General features: G+C 37.2%; 16 protein-coding genes. 7 read left to right on the top strand and 9 right to left on the bottom strand.

Annotated elements, in window-relative coordinates; translation table 11 throughout:
* From BUA89_RS18780 to hflX, 6 genes are read right to left on the bottom strand one after another with little or no spacing between them, the layout of a single operon-like run.
* Complete coding sequence (locus BUA89_RS18780; RefSeq protein ID WP_072962188.1) at positions 1-2,025, bottom strand: hypothetical protein; 2,025 nt, start codon at positions 2,023-2,025, stop codon at positions 1-3.
* Positions 2,026-2,037: 12 nt separating this feature from the next.
* Positions 2,038-2,706, bottom strand: a complete 669-nt coding sequence (locus BUA89_RS18775; RefSeq protein ID WP_072962185.1) for a hypothetical protein — start codon at positions 2,704-2,706, stop codon at positions 2,038-2,040.
* 12 nt (positions 2,707-2,718) lie between these two features.
* Positions 2,719-3,438: a DNA alkylation repair protein gene (locus tag BUA89_RS18770; protein ID WP_072962182.1), complete on the bottom strand. Its 720-nt coding sequence runs from the start codon at positions 3,436-3,438 to the stop codon at positions 2,719-2,721.
* A gap of 15 nt (positions 3,439-3,453) precedes the next feature.
* Positions 3,454-4,740 (bottom strand): cation:proton antiporter, encoded by a 1,287-nt coding sequence (locus tag BUA89_RS18765; protein WP_072962178.1) that lies wholly within the window; start codon positions 4,738-4,740, stop codon positions 3,454-3,456.
* 27 nt (positions 4,741-4,767) lie between these two features.
* The gene (locus BUA89_RS18760; RefSeq protein WP_072962174.1) at positions 4,768-5,397 is read right to left on the bottom strand and encodes a DUF4919 domain-containing protein; all 630 of its coding nucleotides are present in this window, start codon (positions 5,395-5,397) and stop codon (positions 4,768-4,770) included.
* Positions 5,397-6,626: a GTPase HflX gene (gene hflX / locus BUA89_RS18755; protein ID WP_072962171.1), complete on the bottom strand. Its 1,230-nt coding sequence runs from the start codon at positions 6,624-6,626 to the stop codon at positions 5,397-5,399. The genes BUA89_RS18760 and hflX overlap by 1 nt, the downstream gene beginning before the upstream one ends.
* 228 nt (positions 6,627-6,854) lie before the next feature.
* Between hflX and BUA89_RS18750 the strand changes: the two genes are divergently transcribed.
* Complete coding sequence (locus BUA89_RS18750; protein WP_228420629.1) at positions 6,855-7,541, top strand: LytR/AlgR family response regulator transcription factor; 687 nt, start codon at positions 6,855-6,857, stop codon at positions 7,539-7,541.
* Here BUA89_RS18750 and BUA89_RS18745 read toward each other — a convergent pair.
* Positions 7,521-9,527 carry a tetratricopeptide repeat-containing sensor histidine kinase gene (locus BUA89_RS18745; protein WP_083531740.1) on the bottom strand — a complete coding sequence of 669 codons (2,007 nt, stop codon included), beginning with the start codon at positions 9,525-9,527 and terminating at the stop codon, positions 7,521-7,523. The two genes, BUA89_RS18750 and BUA89_RS18745, sit on opposite strands and share 21 nt — an antisense overlap.
* Positions 9,528-9,696: 169 nt before the next feature.
* On the opposite strand from BUA89_RS18745, the gene BUA89_RS18740 reads away from it, so the two are divergent.
* Genes BUA89_RS18740 through BUA89_RS18730 form a run of 3 tightly spaced genes read left to right on the top strand, consistent with a single transcriptional unit; the run spans position 9,697 to position 13,166 of the window.
* Positions 9,697-10,182 (top strand): T9SS type A sorting domain-containing protein, encoded by a 486-nt coding sequence (locus BUA89_RS18740; protein WP_072962161.1) that lies wholly within the window; start codon positions 9,697-9,699, stop codon positions 10,180-10,182.
* Positions 10,183-10,187: 5 nt separating this feature from the next.
* Positions 10,188-12,743: a beta strand repeat-containing protein gene (locus BUA89_RS18735; RefSeq protein ID WP_072962157.1), complete on the top strand. Its 2,556-nt coding sequence runs from the start codon at positions 10,188-10,190 to the stop codon at positions 12,741-12,743.
* A 6-nt stretch (positions 12,744-12,749) separates the two neighbouring features.
* Positions 12,750-13,166, top strand: coding sequence for a hypothetical protein (locus BUA89_RS18730; RefSeq protein ID WP_072962154.1), 417 nt, complete (start codon positions 12,750-12,752; stop codon positions 13,164-13,166).
* 75 nt (positions 13,167-13,241) lie between these two features.
* Here the strand turns inward: BUA89_RS18730 and BUA89_RS18725 are convergent, their stop codons facing one another.
* Entirely contained in the window at positions 13,242-13,676 is a 435-nt protein-coding gene (locus tag BUA89_RS18725; protein ID WP_072962150.1) for an META domain-containing protein, read from the bottom strand.
* Positions 13,677-13,763: 87 nt separating this feature from the next.
* Between BUA89_RS18725 and BUA89_RS18720 the strand changes: the two genes are divergently transcribed.
* From BUA89_RS18720 to BUA89_RS18710, 3 genes are all read left to right on the top strand, one after another.
* Entirely contained in the window at positions 13,764-15,965 is a 2,202-nt protein-coding gene (locus tag BUA89_RS18720; protein WP_072962147.1) for a S46 family peptidase, read from the top strand.
* A 102-nt stretch (positions 15,966-16,067) separates the two neighbouring features.
* Complete coding sequence (locus tag BUA89_RS18715) at positions 16,068-16,739, top strand: hypothetical protein (RefSeq protein WP_143152400.1); 672 nt, start codon at positions 16,068-16,070, stop codon at positions 16,737-16,739.
* 9 nt (positions 16,740-16,748) lie between these two features.
* Positions 16,749-17,225 (top strand): YdeI/OmpD-associated family protein, encoded by a 477-nt coding sequence (locus tag BUA89_RS18710; protein ID WP_072962141.1) that lies wholly within the window; start codon positions 16,749-16,751, stop codon positions 17,223-17,225.
* A 4-nt stretch (positions 17,226-17,229) separates the two neighbouring features.
* Here BUA89_RS18710 and BUA89_RS18705 read toward each other — a convergent pair whose 3' ends face one another.
* Complete coding sequence (locus tag BUA89_RS18705) at positions 17,230-17,568, bottom strand: hypothetical protein (RefSeq protein ID WP_072962138.1); 339 nt, start codon at positions 17,566-17,568, stop codon at positions 17,230-17,232.
* Between the last annotated feature and the right edge of the window lie 54 nt (positions 17,569-17,622).

Below are 17,622 nucleotides of genomic sequence, written 5' to 3'. Positions count from 1 at the left end.
TTATAAAATAGGCTGTTTTTTCTCAGATTCCTTTATTTTACGGATCTCATCAATTAAATCGAAGAAATACATCAGGCTGTTTTCCGAAGAATTTTTAATGCTGTAGTCTATTTCTGTTTCCAGGGCATCGCCTTTCGCTTCAGATTTAAAATAGACTTCACCAACATTTTTCTTTACAAAATCTAAGGTTTTTCTTTCGGAAGGACTCTTGAATTCTTTCTCTAAGCCGGTAAGAAGTCTCTCGATATCAAACCTTCCGGATGCAGGATATTTTGCGGAATCTTTCGCCCAGTTTTTAGAAATATCCGACTGGTTTTTCACGGTAATATTATCTGTAGAAGTTGTTACATAAACGGTTCCGTTTTTTACACTGAAGAATAACTGATCGAAATATCCGGTGCTTTTTTCTTCTTTAAACGCATAAAAATCCCCGTTCTTCGAGAATTTTTTTGCGGTGTTCTTGTTGGTTGTCAAAAGGTTGAAAATGCGGTTCCAATATCCCTCGTTTTCCGTAGCGAATGCAAACGTGAAATTCGGCATTGCCACTTCTTTTGTTTTCTTTACCTCTTTTTCGTTGTAGTCGTCGTCATAATCGTAGTCGGTATATTCTACGGTTTTTGTTTTTAGTTCGTTTAAGACAAAAATACCGTTTCCGGGAGCAATTTTGGCGATGGCTTCTTCGTCCAGAACAATCTTCATGGTTTCCATCATCAGTTCCATTTCCTTATGGTATTCAGATTCTCCTGAATTTTTCAAAAGGCTGTACATCAGGTCGAAATATTTGCTTCCGTCTATATTAATGGCATAATAACCAATGCTTTTATCGTTGATCAGCGACATCAGGTTTTTGTTTTTCTTCCCTTTGTAAATTGCTGAAAAATGACTCTGCACTTCAGGATTTTTGTGCTGATAGCTGCTCACCAGCCTTACTTTTTCCTTATCGAAATAAAGATTGTAAGAAGAATTGGAATTATAGATATTGTTAAAAATCTCTCCGAATTCGTAGCGTTTCATCATTTTGCCATAAATGCCTTCGTTTACAATTCTTCCGTAGTCGGTGTATACAAAAACATCAGCATTTGCATCTCTGAATTTCAGGATGTCTTTCGATACATCAAGTTCGAGACTAGAATTAAAATAGGTATTAAAGGAATCTTCGGCTATTTTCTTAACCAGCTTAAATTCCTGTATGCGAATAGAATCCAGCTCTTTTTGATAGGCCAAATCTTCTTTTTCTTCAATCTCCTGTTTTAGCGGAGGAAGCGTGAACTCGCTTTCTTTATCACCATAATTTTTATCGGTTGAGCCTTTCTTTTCCTCAGGATACTGATGGTGCTTTTCAAGATATTTGATGTCTTTTTCCTTTTTTGCAATTTCGGCTTTATTTTCCTTGATGCTTTCCTTTAAATATTTAATATCATCTTTCAGATAATCAATTTCTTCTCTATAGTCGAAGGGCTTTTCCGGAAGATCTGCGTAAGCAGAATCAACCGCCGCCGCAGCACTGTCTGCTACAGCTACAGCGCTGTCAGTTATTGCTTCATCAGACCAGTCGTACGGCTTGGTGTAACTGATCATTTTCAATACGGCACGATCTCCGTTCCAGGCAACAAACATATCATCTTCCAGACTTACGTAAGAATATTTGTCTTTTTTGGAAATTTCCAGTCCTTTTTTCTTTGTAGAATTAATGAATTCCAGAAATTTATCTTTATTGTCTAAAATAAAGTGAGCGGTGTAAACTTTTAAAGAATCATTGAAGCTCGCATAATGATACTGTGTAGCATCATATTTAATTCCGGTTTTGGAATAATCTGTCCACGTTGGTTTTTCTTTTTCTTCTTTCGTTACATCCAATAAAAAAGGATTCAGCTTCTGCCAATTCACTTTCTTATTGAGCTGTTTCCCGTTGATTTCCATATAAAATGAAGCATCCGCAGGAATTTTCATTTTCTGTTGGGAGAATGCGAGCGTAAACCCGAAAAATAAGAAGATAATCTGTGTTTTTAGTAAAATAGATTTCATGGTATGGGAAATTTATTGAAAGAGGATCGTATTTTGTAATTGTTTTTTCTGAAGAATAAAATCCAGAACATTGGCTTCCAGCTTCAGCGCTTTTTTGTTGGGTGAAAGCAAGTAAGAACTGTTTGTCTGAGATTTGATGCTGTTTTCAAACTGCATAATAGAAGTGTACTTGGCATCAGTAAAGATTTCTTTATCTGCCTTACTCATCTTGTCGTAATCACTTCTAAAGCTATTGATTTTATTTCGGGTAAAAGTTTTATTTGCCAGATTCTGACTGTAGATCTGTGTCGGAACCATTTTTCCTAAAATATTCTTAGCTTTTAACTGCTTTAATCCTGAATTGATATTTTCAATATTTTTGAAATTACAGCTTAATTTGATGATATAATTATCAAAATCCATCGAAGTTTTCACATTGGAAATTCCAGATGTTGCTTTGAGAATTTTTGCCGCTTCGTTAATTTTAGCTTCAATTTCAGATTTTTTCGGGACTTTTTTACCGTTAATGGTTTCCATTTTCGAGATCGATGCCAATCGGGTTTTGCTTTTGCTGGCGTTGAGAATGATAGTATATTCTCCGCTACCGTCGGCTTTTACATTTACTTTATCTAAAATATCGAAACAACTCGTTAAAAGTAATAGCGGTATTAACAGAAAAAGTTGTTTAAGAAAAGTTTTCATACTTGGGTTTATTTAAATTCTGCCTTTTAAATAATCCTGTCGAAGGTCTTCGTCCAGCTTTTCGATGGCGTATCTCAGGCAGGTTCTTGGCATTTCTTTGTAGTGTTTATTCAGGTAGTCAATAAGTTCTTTTTCATTTTTATTGCCCATTTCCCGAAGCAGCCAGCCGTTTGCTTTATGCATCAGATCATGGGTGTGCTTTAAATTTTGTGTGACAAACTCTTTCGTAAGATCAAAATAACCTTTTTTTATATAATGCATGGTTCCGACCACTGCGATTCTCTTGTGCCACATGTCTTCGGAATCCGAAAGTTTTTTTAGTAAGCTTTCTTTCTGATTTTCAAATGCATACCGGCCCAATATTTTATAACAGCTTGAATCCACAAGATCCCAATTGTTAACATGCTGTAAATGATTGAGATAAAACTCAACAAGCTCGTCCTTTACAGCTTTATCTTTTGTTTTTTCGAATTTTGAGATCAGCATGAATAAAGCCGTTAATCTGTGCTCATGATATTTTGAAGACAATAATTGGCTTAAATCTTCCCATGAAATTTTAGCATAGTATTCTTTTGCTACAGACCGCTGATCAGGAACTTTTACTCCAAGAAAAAGATCGCCTTCACCATATTCGCCTTTTCCGGTTTTGAAAAACTTAGGAAAAAACTCAGCCTTTTCGGGAATAGACAGAACAGCTAAAGCTTCTTCGATTTCTTTAAGGATTTTACTCATATGACTGGCAGATAGTTAATCAATATTATTTAAAGCTACATTTTCCTGCTCTTCCTCTTCCTTGGCAATCTTCTTAGGGTTAGCCACTTTAGCAATGGTAAGTCCCTGAACAATAATGGAAAATACAACCACACAATAAGTAATACTTAAAACAATATTACTGTTTTCACCTTTGGGAATGGATAATGCTAAGGCAATAGAAACTCCGCCCCGGATACCTCCCCATACCAAAACTTTTACCGTTTGCGGGCTGAATCTTGTTTTAAAAGACATAAATTTTGTAGGTCCCCAAATGGATATGAATCTCGCAAATAAAACCACAACGATGGCAATAAGCCCGGGAATCATAAAATGGCTTAAATCTTTGATGATTAATAATTCAAATCCGATAAAAAGGAATAAAACAGCATTTAAAATTTCATCGATCAGTTCCCAGAATTTAATCAGGTAATCCTGGGTAACAGATTTCATCTTGAATTTCACATTGAAATTACCCATGAATAATCCTGCGGCTACCATCGTCAACGGTCCGGAAATATGCATCTGTCTGGCAATAAGATATCCTCCCATAACCACAGAAAGCGTTACCAGTACTGAAATTATATAATCATCCACTTCACGCATTAATCTGGAAGTTACCCAACCTAAAATAACCCCCAATAAAAGCCCTCCACCGGCTTCTTTTAGCAATAGAATTCCGATACTTTCTACACCAAGATCTACTTCATTCCCGATCGCCAGCTGAAGAACCACTGTGAAGACCACAACCGCCATACCGTCGTTGAACAAAGATTCCCCGGCCACTTTTGTTTCCAGTGCTTTAGAAACATTAGCCTGCTTTAAAATACTTAAAACAGCAACAGGGTCGGTAGGAGAGATCAGGGCTCCAAAAAGCAGACAGTAAATGAACGGCAGCTGAAGACCCACCAAAGGAAGCAAATAATATACTCCAAAACCAACCACAAACGTAGAAATAACTACACCTGCAGTGGAAAATATGACCACAGGCCAGAATTGTTCCTTAAGATCATCTATGTTAATATGAATTCCTCCTGCAAACAGCAGAAAATTAAGCATGGCGCCCATCAGAACTTCTGTAAAGTCGATGCTGCTCATTAGATTATGGAGGTGTCCGAAGGTTCTTGGTAAAACAGTTTCTCCGAAAGAAACCAGAAATATGGAAACTACGATGGCGATTACCATGATCCCGATGGTACTCGGAAGTTTAAGGAATCTGTAGTTGAGATATGAAAATATGGATGCTAAAACTATTAAAGCTGAAAATGAATAATATAATTCCACTAAGCTGTTTTTTTAATTTATTTAATATTAATAATCGATATAAAGTACTTTAATGTAAATTTTGCTGTTGTCTTTTTCCCAGATGTCAAGTATTCCGTCTTTTGTAGATTTCGAACCGCGTGTATAATCCTGCCCGATATTCAGAATGTTCAGCAGAATATACTCATCACCGACGGAGTTTACCTGAAAAGGGGTCTTTTCAGCTTTTCCGTTACCGGAAGATCTTATGGCTCCGGTTAATGCCCTGAACTGTCCCAAATGATGAATAACGTTATTAGAATCCTGCTTAGAGTCGTACGCTTTAAGCAAAATCAACAGAATGTCGAGATTCGTAGGGTCTTTTTCATACAGAATTTTCCCCAGTTTTATGCACTCGTCGAAGTTGGCGGTTTTAAAAGCTTCTGCCAAAGTTTTGAAGTCATCATCGTTGGTAGAAACCACATCTTTACGGAAATTTCTTCCATAGTAAAGATGTTGTGTTTCTATGGTGTCCAGAGATTTCGGATAGCCTTTATACTTAAAAATCAGTTTTTCGTAATTGTACGGAGATTTCTCGTTTTTAAGATTTTTCTCAATCGCTTTAAAATCAATTGCAGATTTCTGGGCAAAGCCAAAAACCGAAACAAAAAGGAATAAAAGGAAAAAGGGATATTTCATTAATCGTTGTTGTTTTCTTCTTCCTCGTCGTTGTCGAAATATTCGAAAAGGAAATCGTTGTAAGGAAATCTTGAGATATGAATCTTCATCACCTCATCGTAGATCATTTTTTTCATTTCCGGGAAGTTTTCTTTCGTTAAAGCTGAAATGAAAACCGTTGGATATTTAGATTTTGCCATCCACGTTTTTTTCCATTCATCCAGAGAAATATTTTTCTTTGTTGAAGGTGTTAAATCGTCTTCGTCCTTTTTTTCATAGCTGAAATCATCAATTTTATTGAAAACCATCACCATCGGCTTCTGATGGGCATTGATTTCCATTAAAATCTGATTTACAGAATCTATATGATCTTCAAAACTTTCATGAGAAATGTCCACCACATGAATCAAAAGATCCGCTTCACGAACCTCATCCAGCGTAGATTTGAATGATTCTACCAACTGAGTAGGTAATTTTCTGATAAATCCTACCGTATCCGTCAAAAGAAATGGTAAATTTCCGATTACCACTTTTCTTACGGTCGTGTCAAGCGTTGCGAATAATTTATTTTCAGCAAAAACCTCAGATTTTGACAAGGCATTCATCAATGTTGATTTTCCAACGTTGGTATACCCGACCAAAGCGGCACGAACTACTTTTCCACGGTTGTTTCTTTGCGTGGCCATCTGTTTGTCGATCGTTTTCAGTTTGTCTTTCAACAAAGAGATTCTGTCACGGATGATACGTCTGTCGGTTTCAATTTCCGTTTCCCCGGGACCTCTCATCCCGATTCCCCCTTTCTGACGCTCCAGGTGAGTCCACATTCTTGTTAATCGAGGTAAAAGATATTGATACTGAGCTAATTCTACCTGTGTTCTTGCATAAGAAGTCGTTGCTCTCTGTGCAAAAATATCAAGGATTAGGTTGGTTCTGTCCAGAATTTTAACTTCCATTTCTCTTTCCAGGTTTTTAAGCTGGGAAGGAGATAATTCGTCATCGAAAATGACCGTTCCTATATTGTTTTCCTTTACGTATTCTTTAATTTCCTGGGCTTTACCGCTTCCGATAAACGTTTTGGAGTCAGGCTGCGTTAATTTTTGAGTAAATCTTTTGTCTACCGAGGCTCCGGCTGTATAGGCCAAAAACTCCAGCTCATCCATATATTCCTGAAGTTTATCCTCATCCTGATGTTGTGTGATAACACCTACCAAAACTACCTTCTCGTAATTATGTTCTTTCTTTTCTAACATTAAGTTCTATCTGTATTTGTGAGATTTACAAGATAGCATTTTTCAGGAAAAAATACAAGTGGAATTTCTGTGGTATTTATTTTTAATGATAATTTAAACTTATAATATTACGGATTTGTAGAAAATCAATACCTTTGAAGAACCAAATTTTAAGTTTTTTTTAATAAATTTTAAGTTATTATAAAGAACTGACATTCAAAGTTTATTATGATTGGCAATATTAAATGTATGATTATCGAAGACGATGAACTGGACAGGCTCGTACTTCATCAACATATCAAGCAATTTGAGAATATTGCTGTGGTGGGCTCTTTTGATTCTGCCGAGAAAGCAATTCCGTACCTTAATACGCCCATCGATCTTATTATTCTGGATATCGATCTGCCCGGAATGAACGGCATTGAATTCAGGAAAATGACAAAAAAAATCCCTGCGTGCATATTTGTCAGCTCTCATCCTGAATATGCTATTGATACTTTTGAGGTAGATACCTTTGATTTTATTACAAAGCCTCTGAAATCCGAACGTTTTAATAATTCTATTCATAAGCTTTTTGACTTCCTTGAAATGAAGGCAAAATCTGAAAATTTTGATGCGCTTGTAGGAGAAAATAACATCCGTGTAAAAGAGGGCAACAACATCGCTCAGATTAAAATGAGTGATATTCTTTATCTGGAAGCATTGAAAGACTACACCAGAATTGTGACTTCTGAAAAAAAATACTGTATCCTGGATTCTATCGGAAGCATTCTGCACAAAAATTATTTTGACTCGTTTATCAGAATTCATCGCAGCTATGCTGTTCCCAAGCATTTAATCAGAAGCAAAAATACTCATGAGGTAGAGTTGGTTCATCAGATTAAACTGCCGATTGGCAGAACATATAAAAGTAATTTAGACTTTTTTGGAGCTTAAAATAATCGTGCTTCCTTTATCTTTTTCAGTATTTACTTCGATTTGCATATCGATTGCTTTAGATAGATCTCTTATCAGATGGAGTCCCAATCCTTTCTTGGTTCCGATGGTCAGGCTGTCGTCAAACAGAGCCTTGAATTTTTTTATGGAAGCACCTTCGCCGTTATCGCTGATGCTGATGTAATTTGTATTTCCATCGGAAAAAGCTTTCCAAAGAATGATTTTTCCACCTTCTTTTTGTTCTAAAACTTTTATGGCATTATTGGTTAAGTTCCGGGTAATCGTTTTCAGGTATTCTTTGTCCGTTGAAATAGTCATGTTTTCAGGAAAATCAAAATCAAATTGAATATTCTCCACCCAGGAAAAGTCTTCTTTAATGTCTTTAAAAATATCTTTCACAAAGACGGTTGTAATGTCGGGAGAGAAATTGTTCATCTGACCCTTGCTCCAGAGAAGAAGATCCTCCATTTGCTGTAATAAATTTTCTGATGCGCTGATTACTTTATTTTCCAGTCGTTGCTTGGTTTCATCATCCATCAGTTCGGGGGCTTCTTTCTGCAGATGAAGAAAGTGAATTAACCCTGCAACCGGACTTCGGAGATCGTGATTCAGTATGCCGAAAAACTGCATATTGGTTTTGTTTGCTTTGTCCAGCTTTATATTTAATTTTTGAAAACGGTCGCTGTTTCTTTGGGATTGTCTATAGAGAAAAAATAATAAAGCTCCGATAATCAGTAGCGCAGCGAGACCTAAAATATAGTAGACTTTTTCTTTTTCTTTGTTTTTGATTATTAATTTATTAAGTGAGATCTCTTTATTCTTTTGTTCAACCACTTTCTGGCTTTCAAGCTTGGCGATTTCATTTTTCCGGCTCTGGGAGTAGATGGAGTCCCGCGTGGTGTAATATTCCTGAATATTTTGAGCATAACCGTTGAGATCCTTTTTCAGCATACTCAGTTCCGACATGCCGAGATAATTGAACATCACCCATTGTTTATTGTTGTTATGCTCTGCAATATTTTTACTGATATCAAATTCTTCCTGAGCTTTTTGCAAAAGTTGGCTCTTCCTCCATTGAAGCTGGTTTCTGTATTTTCCGTATTGCTTATAAAAATCTAGATAGGTATATGCCATATTGTAATGGTTGGCAACCGACATGTAATGATGGGGAGAAATTCGGTTCCAGATTTCCTGTGCCTTCATCTGAATATGATAACTTTCCATTAATTTGCCGACATCTAAAAGTGACCAGTTGGTAAAAAGCCATGCCTGCCCAAAGTCATTTTCTGTATTTTTAAAATATTGATAGGATTTTTCGAAATTCACCTGCGCTTCTTTTGTATTTCCCAGGCTTCTTTCAATTTCTGCAAAAACACCGTAACAAAAGCCTAATGCGTCCGGTGATTTTGAGGCCTTAGCGACCTGTAATGCCTTATTGATGTTTTCATATGCCTTTTCTTTGTTGGATTCATCTAGATAAAGAAATGCTAAACTTCTGTAAGCTGAATTAATAATCCACAGGTTTTTACTTTTGGTGCCAGAATCAATGGCTTTTAAATAATTTTCTACGGCTTTTGCGTGTTCCCCTTTCTGATGAAAGAGCCTGGCAAACATGTAGTAATTGTCTGCCATCCTGAAATTGTCTTTATTTTTTGCGTTGATATGGAAAGATTGCTGATTGTATTTAATTGCTTCATTGATATTGTTTTTCTCAGTATAATAACTTACCAAGCCTAAAAGTGTTTTGCCCTGTTGAGAGTTCCATCTGTTTTTTTTGATGAGAATAAGGTTGTTTTTTGTGTATAAAAGGCAGCTGTCGGGATTATAAATTCTGTAGATATCAATTAAATTTTGCTGAAGTTCGAAACGTTTTTGCTCCGAATGATTTTTCTTCAGTTCTTTTTTGAAATATTCAAGCTTTGAAAACTCCTGCGGATACAATGATAACGGCAAGAATATGAGGAAAAATATAAATCTTGCAATCATAAAGTGTTAGTTTTTACTAAGATACTATTTTATAATGTCATTCGTCGATTTTTTTGGTCGTTTATCTATTTTCAAAATATATGCTTTACATATATGGTAATTTAGCAATTCAAAATTCACTTAAAAATTTTTGACAAAAAACCAATTAATAACCACAAAACCATTTTATATGAAAAGAAAATCTATTCAATGCTTCTTTCTCATGTTAATGCTCGTCCCCGTCACTTTACTGAAAGCACAATCGGCTGTTTTGGCAACAGGGGCAAACGCAACAGGAAGCAATGGCTCGGTATCTTACAGTGTAGGGCAAGCTGCCTACCTGTCAAAGGGAGGTAACCGGGAAGTTTCTGAAGGGGTACAGCATGCTTACGAAATTATTACGCTGGCAACTGATGAAACCTCACAAGTAACTGAAGAAGGGATTGTTTTGTATCCTAATCCTTTTAAAGACTATCTCTATCTGGATTTTACAACCAACAGTTTTAAGGGCTCCAGCTATCAGCTTTTTGATGCCCAGGGGAAACTCATTAAAACGGATAAGATTGATCAATCAAAATCTGAATTCAATTTTTCTGATCTGCCGTCGGCAATGTATATCATCAGAATCAATCAGGAAGGTAAAAACATCAAAACATTTAAAATTATTAAAAAATAACAACCATGAAAAAAATATTACTTGCAGCGGGAATTGTGCTGGGTACACATTTAGCCTTTGCACAAGCTCCCGAAAAAATGAGCTATCAGGCAATCGTCCGCAATGCGGGAGGACAGATTTTAGCTAACCAGAGTGTTGGGGTAAGAGTAAGTGTTCTGCAGGGTTCTCCGGCAGGAGCTGTTGTGTACTCTGAAAGGTTAACAGGAAGCACCAATGCGAACGGCTTGCTTACTATGGAAATCGGTTCCGGAACAGTGCTTTCTGGGGTATTTAATACAATAAACTGGCCTTCGGGAAGCTATTATTTAAAAACGGAAACCGACCCTACTGGCGGAACAACATATACAATTACAGGAACAAGCCAGCTACTAAGCGTACCGTATGCAATGTTTGCTAAAACGGCAGGCGGGGTAAGCGGCGGTGGAGCTTTTTCTATTCCCTATGTAAATTCATTTACCAACGCCGGAAATTTATTTTCAATTACCAATAACGGTGACGGAACTTCTTTAGAAGGGATCAACAGCACAACAACATCAAGTATTGCCGCAGTAAGAGGTATTGCCAATAACACAGCTCCAGGAGGATTTTCATCGGGACTTCGAGGGATCAACAATGGTACAGGAGGGTTAGGAATTGGAGCATGGGGAAGCCAGGACGGATCTGGTTGGGGTGTTTATGGGGTTACTCCTGCCGGACTTGGGGTTTATGGAAATTCATCTGCTGCCGGATATGGAGTTTATGCCAACAGTAATACAGGAACAGGTTTAAACGCAACCAGTAATAATGGTATTGCTGCCAGTGTTTCTATTTTTAATAATGCTAATAATAATAATGTTCTGAATGCCAATACGGTAGGAAACGGGACAGTAGTGAATGTATCGACTACGGGAACTGGTAAAGGGGTACTTAGTTCTACAGGTTCAGGATTTGCGGTACATGGTATTGCGTCTGCTCAATCATCGGCAGGTATTATCGGAGATAATAATGGAGCGGGAGAAGCTGTGGTAGGAAGAACAACCAGCGATATTGCAGCAGCAGTTGTTGGTAGAAATGATGGTGGAGGTTATGGAGTGCGAGGTTTTGTGGCAACCAATACTACAGGAACAGCAATTGGTGTATTGGGGCAGGTAGGTTTAAACAGCAGTAAAGGCCGTGCAGGACGTTTTGAAAACTTTAATGCATCTAATGATATCAACAACGTATTCGAAGTAGAAACCAATGGAAATGGTAATATTCCGGATAATACACAGGGTAACGCTTCTTCTTTCCTGGTAGATAATACAAACAGTGTAGGAGCAGCCGTAAGAGCTGAGGTGAATACCATCTTTGGAAACTTTGGTGCAGCAGCAGTCTTTGGTGTTTCTTCAGGAACGGGAGGCCGTGCAGGATTATTTTACGCATCAAATCCGGCAGGAAACGGAGCTTCATTAATCGCTTTGACAGACGGAAATGGAAACGCCATCACTGCCAATGCAGGTAAAGACGGAAACGGTATCGAAACCAATATCGACGGGGCCGGTAATGCTCTTTACGCTTGGGTTCCTTCGTTTGCAACAGGCCGTGCAGGAAGGTTTAATATTTTCAATACGTCTAATACAAGCGATGTAATCACTGTAACGACGGTAGGAAATGGTGTTGCCGGGAATTTCAAAGTAGATAGGGTAACTGGTACATCTGCTGCGGTAAAAGGGGAAGTAAATTCTCAATTCGCAAACTTCGGAACGGCTGGTATTTATGGTATTTCATCAGGAACAGGAGGTTATGCAGGACTTTTCCATGCAAGTAATCCTGCAGGAAACGGACCTGCTTTAATTGCTCTGGCAGATGGAAACGGAAATGGTATCACTGCCAATGCGGGTGGTACGGGTGATGGGGTAGAAGCTACGGTAGACGGAAATGGTTCGGCTATTTTTGGATGGGTTCCCAACTTCGGGACCGGTAGAGCAGGATATTTCAGAAATTTTAATACATCAAACGCGACGGCGGTATTAAGTGTAACCAATGCAGGAACAGGGTCTGCTTTCTTTGTGAATCATACAGGATCTTCCGGAAGCTTGGCAACTCTTCAGAGCGCAGGAGCCAATGTAGCCCGTATTGATAAAACAGGGAAAGGTTTCTTCAACGGAGGAACTCAAAGCAGTGGAGCCGACGTTGCAGAAGCATTTGATGTGGAAGGAAATACTTCAGAATACGAACCGGGAGATATCTTAGTGATTTCAACAGATTCCGACAGAACCGTGGAGAAATCATCGAAGCCTTACTCTAATTTGGTTGCAGGAGTATATGCTACAAAACCGGGTGTATTGCTCACGGAAGAAAATATTGATTCTGAATTAATCGGTAAAGTTCCGATGGGAGTAATTGGTGTAATTCCTACCAAAGTTTGCCTGGAAGGAGGAGCTATCAAAAGAGGGGATCTTTTGGTAACATCTTCTAAAACGGGAGTTGCAATGAAAGCCAACCTTAAAAAGGTAAAAATCGGACAGGTACTTGGAAAAGCGCTTCAGGATTATGATCAAAACGGAATCGGAAAAATAAACGTATTAGTTAACATTAAATAAACGACCATGAAATCACTATATATCATTGCTTTTTTAGCATTAAGTGTAAATATTTATGCCCAGCAGGATAAAAAAGTATCGGAAGTACAAGAAGCCGACAATTATAAAGAATCGAAGGAATTTGAAGCTAAAATGATAAAGGAAGCCCAGGAAAGATCTGCTCAAAAGCCCTCTGCTGTAACGTTGGCATCTGAACAGGGCTTGGAAATAAAGAAACAATCTCCAGAACAGGAAGTTTCAAACAGCAACTCGGGAAAACTGCTTCCGAATACGGCAAGTTTCGAAGAATTTTTAGCCACAATTCCGGGGAGAAAAGCGCGTAAAGCTGCAGCGCCAAATAGTCCTGCGAACAATACACAAGGTTTGATGAGCACACCGGATCTAACGATTCAGGATATCAAGAAAACAATCCCTAAAAACTAATAACCAAAATAGATTTTTCAACTAAAGAGAAAGTCCGCCGAAAGCGGACTTTTTTATTTCAAAATGAAAGTCTGCTTAGTCCCAATCGGCAGCTACAAATTTCATTGCATTTCCTCTATCGTATGTCAATGTTAAAAAGTGACCTTCCACTTTATAATTTGTCACATTTTTCAGACTTTTAGAAAAATCATCTTCCAGTTTTATGTTCGGACACGTCATTTCTGTAGCTCCGATTCCTGAAATTTTTACTTTGCCGTCTTTTTTAAATTCAGAAGCGAAGAATATTCTGTTGCATCCCATAAATGCGCCTGCTTTTATTTTCCCGTTTTCAATGGTGGAGGTAAGATCGATTTTAGCATTGTTTCTAATTAAATCTTCTTTACTGTAATCTTCAAAAGAAACCAGCATCCATTCTCTCTGTATCTGATGATTTTTTACGGGAACAGAGGAGCAATTTAAGCTCAATCCGAACCATAAAATGCTAAAAACGGTAAGCAATATTTTTTTCATAAGTCTCTCTGATCCATTTTCATACCATCTCAGATAGAAGACAGTAAAAAAATTAGTAAATTAGCGACACAAAAATTATTTTATAAAATGAAAAGAATATTACTACTATTCACTTTCCTTTTAAGTTTTGCTCAGATGAGGGCAGACGAGGGGATGTGGCTGTTAATGCTCGTGAAAAGATTGAATGGGGTGGATATGCAAAAAGAAGGATTGCATCTTACACCTGAAGAAATCTATTCTGTGAACAACTCTAGCTTAAAAGATGCGATCGTAAGCTTTGGCGGGTTCTGTACAGGAGAGATTGTTTCTAACCAAGGTCTTATTTTTACCAACCACCACTGTGGATATGGTGCTGTAGCAGCGGCTTCTACACCGGAAAAAGATTATCTGAAAAACGGATTCTGGGCAATGAAGCAGAAAGACGAATTCAATGCAAAAGATCTTTATGTAAGATTTTTGGTAAGAATGGATGATGCTACCCAAAGAATCAATTCAAAATTAAATAACAATATGTCCGCTGCAGAGAGAAAAGCTGTGATCGACGCTGAAACTAAAGCGATCCAGTCTGAAAACTCTGAGAACGGAAAATATACGGTCGTTGTAAGAGATTTCTTCAACGGAAATGAATTCTATTATTTTGTTTATCAGGATTATAAAGACATCAGATTGGTTGGAGCTCCGCCTTCAGCATTAGGAAAATTTGGTGGCGATACAGACAACTGGGAGTGGCCAAGACACACGGCAGACTTTACCGTTTTCAGAGTGTATGCTGATGCCGCAGGAAACCCTGCGGAATTTTCTCCAAGCAACGTCCCATTAAAACCTAAGCATTTCTTACCGGTTTCTCTTAAAGGGGTGAAGCCTGGTGATTTCTCAATGATTTTAGGATACCCTGGAAGAACAAACCGTTACCTGACTTCTTACGGAATTCAGCAGATGGTAAACAAAGATTATCCGGCTTGGGTTGAGGCTTCTAAATTGGCAATGGATGTGATGAAGAAGTATATGGATAAAGATAAAGGAACTCAGCTTAACTACGCTTCTCAGTATGCTTCTGTAGCTAACTACTGGAAAAACAGACAGGGAACCATTGACGCCGTTATCAAAAACGGAACGATTACAGATAAGCAAAAAATCGAAGAAAGATTCAAAACATGGGCTGTACAACCTGCAAATATTACTGAGTACGAAACGGTTTTAGAAGATATCGGAATCTATTACAAGCAGACTTCAGACAGAAATGTTGAGAGAATGTACATGACTCAGCTTTCAAGAAACTCTAAATATTTCTCGCTTGCTTTACAGGTAGGAAGTGTTCTTCAGGCTTATGCAAAACAAGATATGGCAGGAAGACTGGCGATGAAACCAAAAGTAGATGCTGCTTTGAAATCAGCTTATGAAAACATCAACATCAAGCTTGAAGGTGAAATGATGAACTCTATGGTAAACCTTTACCAGACAAAAGTAAACAAAGAAGTTGCTTCTGAAACCATTATGGGATTAGATGCTAAAAACCTTTCTAACGTTGCTTATTCTTCAATTTTTGCTAACAAAACTTCTGCAACAAACTTCGTATTGAACCCGGATGCTCTGAAATTAGATGCAGATCCGCTTTGGAAAATTGCAAACGGAATCATTGCTGATCAAAGACTTTCAGCAGAGAGATTCGTAAAAATTGATGATAATTTTGCTAAAAACAACAGATTATTCTTAGCAGGATTAATGAAGGCTATGCCTGAGAAAAAATTCTATCCGGATGCTAACTCTACCATGAGATTAACGTACGGAACAGTGGATAAATTGCCAATCAGACAAGACAGAAACTACTTCGGTGTTACAGATAACTACTATACAGATATGGCAGGTCTTGTAGGAAAATATAAGAAAGGTGACGAAGAATTCGATCTTCCACAAAGAGTTATTGATCTTTATAACCTTAAAGATTTCGGACAGTATGCGGATGCTAAAGGGTACATGCCGGTAAACTTCTTATCAAATAACGATATTACAGGAGGTAATTCTGGTTCTCCGGTAATTGATGCAGATGGAAACCTTATCGGTATCGCATTCGACGGAAACAGTGAAGCATTAAGCGGTGACATCGTTTTCGAAGACGAATGGCAGAAAACAATCAACGTAGACGTTCGTTTCGTTCTTTGGACAATCGACAAATACGCCGGAGCAAGAAGATTGATCGACGAATTACAATTGGTAAGAGACGAAAATACTCCTGCAGATACAAAAACAAAAATGCCTAAAGCAGCTCCTGCAAAAGGAAAGAAAAAATAATCTTTTTTGATATATTTTAAGAACCGTGAAAGTTTTCTTTCACGGTTTTTTTATGCCTTATTTTTTACTATTTTAACAGCTTTAAAATAGCTTACAAACACAATGAAAACTAAAATATTCCTGAGTTTCCTGACACTCTTATTCCTTTTCAATTGTAAGAAGGAAACAGATAAGAATGTAAAGATGAAAAGCAATTCTTCGGTACAAATCAGTTCAGAAAAAGACAGTTTGAACACCAATCATATCTCAAAGAAAATATCTCCAAGTCCTTTTACGGATGATCATTTGGCATTAGAAAACGTTTTGGTTAATGGAAATGATATCATTCTTTCCAAAGCAAAATTCGGAAAAATCTATCCGAAACACGATTCCGTAAAAACCGAATTATGGGAATGCGGAAGCGCCTTTGATTGGCTTGACAAAGAATGGATGGAAAAAACGTATGGAAAAGATCTGGTGAATTTTGATGGAAAAATAACCACTTTCTATGTGAATCATGCTGAATTCAATTCGGATAATCATATTATTCTTTTCAGCCAGGCTCAGGCGGATAAAAATGATTTTGAGATCAAGTCGCATCATATTACGCTTAATAAAAATACAACAATCAATAAATTTCAAAAGCTTTTTCCAAAACTGAAAAAAGATGAAACCGATCAAAAGAATGTCGTAAGCTTCAGAATTCCTGTTGCGAAAGACGGGGAGGATTCTTTTATATTTTATTTTAAAGACGGAAAATTAGAAAGCTTTTATTTATGGTGGTTACTTTGTTAATTTAAACTCATGAAAAAAGAATCAATAGAATTTAAAGCTGTCATTCAGCAAAACGGGGAAATAAATGCTGCTTTTGTCGAATTTCCTTTTTCTACGGAAGAACTATTTAATAAAAAAGGTCAGGTAAAAATCAAGGCGACTTTCGATGATAAAGTTGAATATCGTGGGAGCTTGGCTAAAATGAAATCCGACTGTCATATTTTAGGTCTGACTCAGGAAATCCGAAAACAACTAGGAAAAACTTTTGGCGATGAAGTTTTTGTTTCTTTAATTGAAGATAAAGAGGAGAGAACTGTTGAAATCGAGGATGATATTGTTCTGATTTTTAATGAAAATAAGGAAGCGAAAACATTGTTTGACAAAATGAGCTATACCCATAAAAAAGAATATATTCGCTGGATTGAAGAAGCCAAAAAGCCCGAAACAAGGGAAAACAGAAAGATAAAAATGATACGGATGATTTTGGATGGGAAGAAAGGAGTTTAGATTTTTACATTTCCAGATTCACCACAAGAAATTGTTTCACGCCACCATTAATCACGGTAATCGAATTTTCATTATAATGAACAACGATTCCTAAATCATTCCTAATTTCTTTAAAATAACCCGTTTCAGTATTGGATGAAAGTACATTTTTCTGCCAAGAAAATTCTGCCGACTGCCCATTGCTGTTTTGGATAATCAATGTTCCAAAAGTGTTGTTTAGTTTAGATATATTGATTTCTGCCACTGAACTTTCGTTAGGTGCAAATTCTTTAGACAATAAATTAATTGAAGTTAAATTCTTTTCTTTTGAATTGATTTCCAGAATTTCGTCAGCTGTTTTCATGAAGTTATTCTTAATTGATAATGGTAAATTTGGGATTATATGGCGACAAAACTT

Origin of the sequence: Chryseobacterium arachidis, assembly GCF_900129245.1 — a bacterium.
In the GTDB taxonomy this organism is placed as follows: Bacteria; Bacteroidota; Bacteroidia; order Flavobacteriales; family Weeksellaceae; genus Chryseobacterium; species Chryseobacterium arachidis.
Note: the sequence above shows the minus strand (reverse complement) of the source record. Positions and strands in the feature narration are given on the sequence as shown.

What these genes read in the sequence shown, in the direction of transcription:
- BUA89_RS18775 (WP_072962185.1), bottom strand. Translation starts at nt 2,706, where the DNA reads ATGAAAACTTTTCTTAAACAACTTTTTCTGTTAATACCGCTATTACTT.
- BUA89_RS18720 (WP_072962147.1), top strand. Translation starts at nt 13,764, where the DNA reads ATGAAAAGAATATTACTACTATTCACTTTCCTTTTAAGTTTTGCTCAG.
- BUA89_RS18710 (WP_072962141.1), top strand. Translation starts at nt 16,749, where the DNA reads ATGAAAAAAGAATCAATAGAATTTAAAGCTGTCATTCAGCAAAACGGG.
- BUA89_RS18730 (WP_072962154.1), top strand. Translation starts at nt 12,750, where the DNA reads ATGAAATCACTATATATCATTGCTTTTTTAGCATTAAGTGTAAATATT.
- hflX (WP_072962171.1), bottom strand. Translation starts at nt 6,626, where the DNA reads ATGTTAGAAAAGAAAGAACATAATTACGAGAAGGTAGTTTTGGTAGGT.
- BUA89_RS18715 (WP_143152400.1), top strand. Translation starts at nt 16,068, where the DNA reads ATGAAAACTAAAATATTCCTGAGTTTCCTGACACTCTTATTCCTTTTC.
- BUA89_RS18705 (WP_072962138.1), bottom strand. Translation starts at nt 17,568, where the DNA reads ATGAAAACAGCTGACGAAATTCTGGAAATCAATTCAAAAGAAAAGAAT.
- BUA89_RS18725 (WP_072962150.1), bottom strand. Translation starts at nt 13,676, where the DNA reads ATGAAAAAAATATTGCTTACCGTTTTTAGCATTTTATGGTTCGGATTG.
- BUA89_RS18740 (WP_072962161.1), top strand. Translation starts at nt 9,697, where the DNA reads ATGAAAAGAAAATCTATTCAATGCTTCTTTCTCATGTTAATGCTCGTC.
- BUA89_RS18760 (WP_072962174.1), bottom strand. Translation starts at nt 5,397, where the DNA reads ATGAAATATCCCTTTTTCCTTTTATTCCTTTTTGTTTCGGTTTTTGGC.
- BUA89_RS18780 (WP_072962188.1), bottom strand. Translation starts at nt 2,025, where the DNA reads ATGAAATCTATTTTACTAAAAACACAGATTATCTTCTTATTTTTCGGG.
- BUA89_RS18770 (WP_072962182.1), bottom strand. Translation starts at nt 3,438, where the DNA reads ATGAGTAAAATCCTTAAAGAAATCGAAGAAGCTTTAGCTGTTCTGTCT.
- BUA89_RS18745 (WP_083531740.1), bottom strand. Translation starts at nt 9,527, where the DNA reads ATGATTGCAAGATTTATATTTTTCCTCATATTCTTGCCGTTATCATTG.
- BUA89_RS18735 (WP_072962157.1), top strand. Translation starts at nt 10,188, where the DNA reads ATGAAAAAAATATTACTTGCAGCGGGAATTGTGCTGGGTACACATTTA.
- BUA89_RS18750 (WP_228420629.1), top strand. Translation starts at nt 6,855, where the DNA reads ATGATTATCGAAGACGATGAACTGGACAGGCTCGTACTTCATCAACAT.